At 36.0% G+C, this 6,025-nt stretch carries 5 protein-coding genes and 1 pseudogene; 2 read left to right on the forward strand and 4 right to left on the reverse strand.

Annotated elements, in window-relative coordinates; translation table 11 throughout:
• Nucleotides 1–176: 176 nt before the first annotated feature.
• From F6K40_RS38080 to F6K40_RS38095, 4 genes are all read right to left on the reverse strand, one after another.
• Nucleotides 177–347, reverse strand: a complete 171-nt coding sequence (locus F6K40_RS38080) for a hypothetical protein (RefSeq protein WP_293144848.1) — start codon at nt 345–347, stop codon at nt 177–179.
• A 54-nt stretch (nt 348–401) separates the two neighbouring features.
• Complete coding sequence (locus tag F6K40_RS38085; protein ID WP_293144851.1) at nt 402–1,100, reverse strand: TrmH family RNA methyltransferase; 699 nt, start codon at nt 1,098–1,100, stop codon at nt 402–404.
• A gap of 569 nt (nt 1,101–1,669) precedes the next feature.
• Nucleotides 1,670–2,476 (reverse strand): metallophosphoesterase family protein, encoded by an 807-nt coding sequence (locus tag F6K40_RS38090; protein ID WP_293144854.1) that lies wholly within the window; start codon nt 2,474–2,476, stop codon nt 1,670–1,672.
• 377 nt (nt 2,477–2,853) lie between these two features.
• Nucleotides 2,854–3,615 carry a DUF1995 family protein gene (locus F6K40_RS38095; RefSeq protein WP_293144857.1) on the reverse strand — a complete coding sequence of 254 codons (762 nt, stop codon included), beginning with the start codon at nt 3,613–3,615 and terminating at the stop codon, nt 2,854–2,856.
• Nucleotides 3,616–3,718: 103 nt separating this feature from the next.
• Here F6K40_RS38095 and F6K40_RS38100 point away from each other — a divergent pair, with 103 nt between their 5' ends.
• Nucleotides 3,719–4,969 (forward strand): hypothetical protein, encoded by a 1,251-nt coding sequence (locus tag F6K40_RS38100; RefSeq protein WP_293144860.1) that lies wholly within the window; start codon nt 3,719–3,721, stop codon nt 4,967–4,969.
• Nucleotides 4,970–5,665: 696 nt separating this feature from the next.
• Nucleotides 5,666–6,025, forward strand: a pseudogene (locus F6K40_RS38105) (hypothetical protein); the annotation flags it as partial.

The following is a 6,025-nucleotide window of genomic DNA, read 5'->3' on the forward strand; positions in this document are numbered from 1 at the left end:
GGGGGTGCGGGGGGTGGGGGAGTCGGGGGGTCGGGGAGTCGGGGAGTCGGGGAGTCGGGGAGTCGGGGAGTCGGGGAGTCGGGGAGTCGGGGAGTCGGGGAGTCGGGGAGTCGGGGAGTCGGGGGAGAAAGATCGTTGTTGGGTTGAGGGACGAAACCCAACCTACACTTATTGCACTATTGAATATGTGTCAGTCTACTATTCGACTCCCCACACTCCCCACACTCCCCACACGAACCAACTTCCCACACGAACCAACTTCCCACACGAACCAACTTCCCACACGAACCAACTTCCCACACCTCCCACACCTCCCACACTTCCCACACCTCCCACACTTCCCACACTTCCCACACTCCTTACTCATTACTCCTTACTCATTACTCCTTACTCATTACTCATTACTCATTACTCCCTACTCCCTTCTGTCTCAAAAATTTCTTCTCAATAAGTTCGCCACCTTTAATAGATTTCCGCAACCAATCTAATTCTAAATATAATTTTTCTGTCTCGTTTAATTCCCAATTATTATGCTCTTTTTTGAGGCGACTTATCACATCATATAAACATAAAGCAGCACTAACAGAAATATTAAAACTTTCGCTAAATCCCACCATCGGAATTTTTACCGAAACATCTGCATTGTTTTGAGCATATTCTGATAACCCATTAATTTCTGAACCAAACATTAACGCTACTTTTTTCTTAACAGATAATTCTTCAATAGTTATCTGCTCTTTATAGGGAGTTGTTGCTGCTATTATATAACCCTCATTTTTTAATTTCTTTAAACATTCCTCTGTATTATTTATACCTCGTTGATTATAACGATATAATGTTAACCAACGATCTGAACCAATAGTCACACCCTGAGTAATTGTAAAAGTATTTTTATTCTCTACAATATGTATATCTTGTACGCCAAAACTGTCACAACTTCTCAGCACAGCACTAGCATTATGGGGTTGATAAATATCTTCTAAGATAACAGTAATGTAGCGGGTTCGTTGCTGCAAAACTGATATAATTTTTTCCCAACGTGCTACAGTAACAAATTGACTTAAGTAAGTAATTAATTGTTGTTTTTCTTCGGCTTGCATTCAGTCTTAATCTCTACTCTAGCAATCATAAATGAGTAAGCATTTAGCTATTAGCATTTAGCTTTTCCTGCGGAATGCTGTGCAAACAGCTTTTAAATGTAATAACTTACTAAGGCTAGCTAAAAGGAATCTTTTTATTCATAAATTTTAATTTTCTGATGCTATTAATTCCTCCATAGAATGTGATAATCAGTTAATAACTCATAGCTGATAACTGACGGCTGAATGCTTATATAAATGATTTTTAACAAATCCGAGAATTATAGCAATCTTATGTGAGTTCTGAGATTTTAGTTGTAATTAGGAGTCAGGAGTCCTAGGGGCGATTCCCATAATTAGGAGCATAAAAAACGGAAATCGCCCCTACAGTAGTCAGAATCTAAAAGTATTTTGATTGATATTAATTGTTCTTAAATAACTCATAAATCATTCCTGATTACTATAGATATAAATTATCAAACTATTTACCGAAAAATTAAGGTATAAAACCTCTCTATTCATGGATAAAAAAGCAAAAAAATCTGAGTTTTTTTTGACAACTGAAATAGAACTACTATAGAGAAAAACTTCTACGATCGCTGATAATTTTTTACTTTAAGTTTTGCTTGTTTATTTTTTCTAATTAAGAAATCCTCTTGCGTTTTTTGCTTTAATACTTGCCTAGCTTTATAAGGCTTTACAAGTCGATCTAAGGGCATTTTCCTAGTTTGATTATTCCTAACATTAACCTGATAAATAATCTTATTATCAACATCTAATCCTGTTAGCCATCCACTTCGAGGATGATATGCACTGGTATCAATATCCAACCAACCAGCTCCACAAACTAATTCTCCAGGCTCAACATCATTGAAAGTAAAAGTTATAGTATGACCTATAATAATTAATTTATCAGAAAAGTAGGGTTTTTCCGCAGAATGAAATTTATGGCGAATCCAACAACATTGATGGTGAGCTTGCTTTTGAATAGGTAGTTTGGGATCTATCCCTGCATGAACTAACCAAATATCTCCTAAGTCTAGATATAGAGGTAGCGATCGCATCCACTCTAAATCATCATAAGGCATAATTCCTGTATCTCTATAACTTTGCACAGTTTCGACACCACCACTGTGATACCAACTTTGCCATGCTTCATTATTGACTTTTGTATCTGAAAGAGCTTGAATCATCATGTGTTCATGGTTCCCCAAGATACACTGATAAGGGCTTTTTCTGACAAATTCTACGACTTGAGAACTTTTGGGGCCTCTATCAATTAAGTCTCCTAGAAAATATACCATATCATCTCTGCCAGGAGCGATCGTCTCTAACAAAGCCATTAAACCATCATAATGCCCATGTATGTCGCCAATGATAATACGTCTTTGGTTCATCGTTGTTGCCGATAATTTTTACTATCGCAGTAAAGCAATCCTATTTAAGTTTTAATATTTTGGTGGCAGTTCAAAGTTAGGAGTTAGGAATCAGGAGTCAGGAGTCAGGAGTCAGGAGTCAGAATTTTCGTTTTAGTTAATATTAACTGTTATAAAAATTATGACAACCAATGCTCGGATTGCTATATAATTTTCTTGCCTATCTTAATAGGGAAAGGGACTAATATTATACTCTGCTTGAATTTAATCAAGTTTTAATTAAAAAGACTGTAATTAAAGCACCTCATATTAAACTTAATCATTATATTTTACCACATCATTTGGGAGAGTATTTTTAGTCGGAAAATACCCTCCATAGTTCCAGTATCTATGAAAACTTAGTTACTCAAAGCACGGAGAAATTTTTGAATTTCGGCTAATATTTTTTTCGGTTTTGGCGGAGCAGTTATTGTCTCAGAAGATAAAATAGAGTTATCTGTTTTAGTTATACCAGTAGCTTCAGCTAAAATTATATCTACTTGATCTCCCACTGGTTTCTCCGGTTGTTCAGCAATTAATTTATACTGGCCATTTTCTTCAAGCCAAATTTGCCAGGGGGAAGGATAACAACGATATAATGTTGCCTCACCAAGAGACCTAATGTAATAGCAAGATTCAATGGTTTTGATAAATCTTTCCCGGAGTTGACGTGCTGCATAACCAATTCCCACAATAGAAACATCCTCTAATTTGGGGATTAACATTACAACCGGGCGATCGCCAGCTAGATTAGATAATTTTTCAGCTTGGGCCACTTCTACAGCAGAAGGAGCAATTAATAAAAAACATTGGTCTTCGGGTTCAACTCTGCTGTCAACCGGAGATCTACTTGTGCCAATATCTTCTATTTTAAATGTGACATCTTGCCAATCTCGTTTAGCTAAAGCTGCTGCTCCAGTGTCGGGAAAAAAGACTTTGAGTTGAGTATCTGTTTCAAGTAAAGCAGGAATAAATTGTTTTGCCAGAGATTGAGCTTGAAGTTCAATCTCTGGAATCACTATCTCAATTTGGAGTCTAGTATAACCATCTTGGAGAGCTGCTTTAGTAGCTTCCATTGCTTGGGCGATCGCCTCATCTATGTCGTTGGGTAGCTTAGTCATCTAAATTAATATTTACTAGATTATGCTCTAATTGAAAGAAGATTGTAATATCTTCGTTATTTTCCATAACTATAATAAGTATAAAGTTAAACGGAGACAAAATATGACACAAGAGCATCCTTTTGGAAAATCAACCCCGGAACTGTTGGAATCTCTACAAGCAAGTCAAGTTGAACGAAATCCTTTTCCTAATAACTTCACTACACCTGTAACTACTAATGCAACAGGAGAAGAAGGCGGTAGTACAACTGAAGCTTTTGATAATTCAGAAAATGGTAGCAATCCCATAGCAACTACTCAAGAAATAGGAGAAGAAGGTGGTTTGAGTGAACCTATACCTACAACTGCAGCAGTAGGTGAAGAAGGTGGTAATTCACCTGTACCAACAACTGCAACATTGGGAGCAGAAGCTGGAATTACTCCAATACCTTTACCACCAGAAGTAGTAACTACTCAAGCGGAGGGAGAGGAAGGTGGTTTTGCTCCTGTACCTACACCTACCACTCTCGTAGTGGGAGAGGAAGGTGGGGATTTTGCTACTACTTTAGCATTAGGAGAAGAAGGAGGCGATTTTGCTACTACTTTAGCATTAGGAGAAGAAGGGGGCGATTTTGCTACTACTGAAGCATTAGGAGAGGAAGGTGGGGATTTTGCTACTACTTTAGCATTAGGAGAAGAAGGAGGCGATTTTGCTACCACTGAAGCATTAGGAGAGGAAGGTGGTTTTCCAACTCCTTTTGGTAATGGCAGTATCACTCAACCAGGAGCGGAAGCAGGAGTAGTGACAACTCTTGCATTAGGAGAAGAAGGTGAAAATTTTAATGAGGAGATTTATCGGCAATCTTATCCTGGCGTTAATGTTGCTATTAATACAGGAATATTCAATTCAGGTTTAGAGCATTACCTTCAGTTTGGGCAATTTGAAATTCAACGTATAGGATTTTTTACAGGTACTAATGGTAATGATATTATTACTGGTTTTGGCAACAATACCAGAATTGTTGGTGTGAATACCCTGGGATATGATGTAGCCAATGATCGAATAATTCCTAATAGTTTTGGTGTGGGAGAAATTGATATATTAGTTGGTAGTTCTGGAGCAGAAATCATAGACCAATTTATACTTGGTTATGCTCAAGGATTACCTTTTTATGTTGGGTTTGGTAATTCAGACTTTGCTTTAATTCAAAACTTTGATGTTACTTTTGACGAAATTCAGTTACCAGGAACTTTGGATGATTATAGTGTGGAAATAGTTAATAATTCGGCTAATATATCTACGCGATCGGGAGATTTAATTGGAATTATAGAAAACGTGCAATCTCTTGATAATTTGAGGATTAATCTTATCTAATTAATTGAGTGGAATTAATTAGATATCGATGTGGAAAAAATCTAATTTTTGTAGAAGTAGGCAAGAGATAATAGATTTTTACCAGAACCACAAAAAAATATTTTTAGGATAACTATAGCAATCCTAAATAGGTTGTAATATCAAATCCGTTGGCTTCGGAATAATATAATTTTGTCGTCGTCTTATAATGGTAAGGGGCGAATGCCATTCGCCCCTACAATATATACTCTTATCTTTAAAGACTGAATAACACCGATGCTACCAGATTTGATACAAGATTTTATCGTAGGGGTTTGGATACCAAACCCAAATTTCAAGGGATTTGGAGACCAAACCCCTACAATTTTTTCTCACGAATGATTTCTTATGGCTATAATATTATGTTCTTTTAAATAGTTATAATTAGGCTCGTAGTTTTGCTTTAGGAATAATACTAAATAATGTATTGGGTAGAGGAAAACTAGAAACAAAAACTTTATTGTAAGTAATTATATGAACATGATATAAAAACTGTTTCATGGAAGTCAAAAGTTAAAAGCTATACCAGGCATGATAAATATTTGCTACTAATATTTATTAGATCAGGTTCCAATAATCAGCGATAAAAAAAATTTCTTTGTTTTAAGCCAATCCTTTTATTACACAAGAGGTAATTATTAATTGTTAATTATTAATTATTGAACTATTCCTTGCTATATGAAAATTTTAATTCTAGGTAATAATGAAGATATTCATGCTGCTCACCTCAAACAATCTCTCAAAGCAAAAGGAATAACAGTTGAATATTTAGATACTCGTTTATTTCCGACTAAATTAAAAATCTCTTGGCAACCTATTACTCATACAGGATGTTTAACATTTCCAGATGGCAGAAAATGGGATTTAACAGATATAAATAAAATTTTCTGGCGGACTTTTTCCGGAGTAAATGTTCCGAAATTAACTGATTCATATCAAGAGACAATAGCAGTCAATGATTCTATTGGTTTATTACGCTCTTTTATGCGTTCAAAACCGGACAAATGGGTAAATGGTTGGGAAGCTTACGAATTTCAA

This window comes from Okeania sp. SIO3I5 (genome assembly GCF_010672085.1).
Taxonomy (GTDB): domain Bacteria; phylum Cyanobacteriota; class Cyanobacteriia; order Cyanobacteriales; family Microcoleaceae; genus Trichodesmium.

Coding starts and splice junctions, on each gene's coding strand:
- F6K40_RS38085 (WP_293144851.1), bottom strand. CDS start 1,100: ATGCAAGCCGAAGAAAAACAACAATTAATTACTTACTTAAGTCAATTT.
- F6K40_RS38090 (WP_293144854.1), bottom strand. CDS start 2,476: ATGAACCAAAGACGTATTATCATTGGCGACATACATGGGCATTATGAT.
- F6K40_RS38095 (WP_293144857.1), bottom strand. CDS start 3,615: ATGACTAAGCTACCCAACGACATAGATGAGGCGATCGCCCAAGCAATG.
- F6K40_RS38100 (WP_293144860.1), top strand. CDS start 3,719: ATGACACAAGAGCATCCTTTTGGAAAATCAACCCCGGAACTGTTGGAA.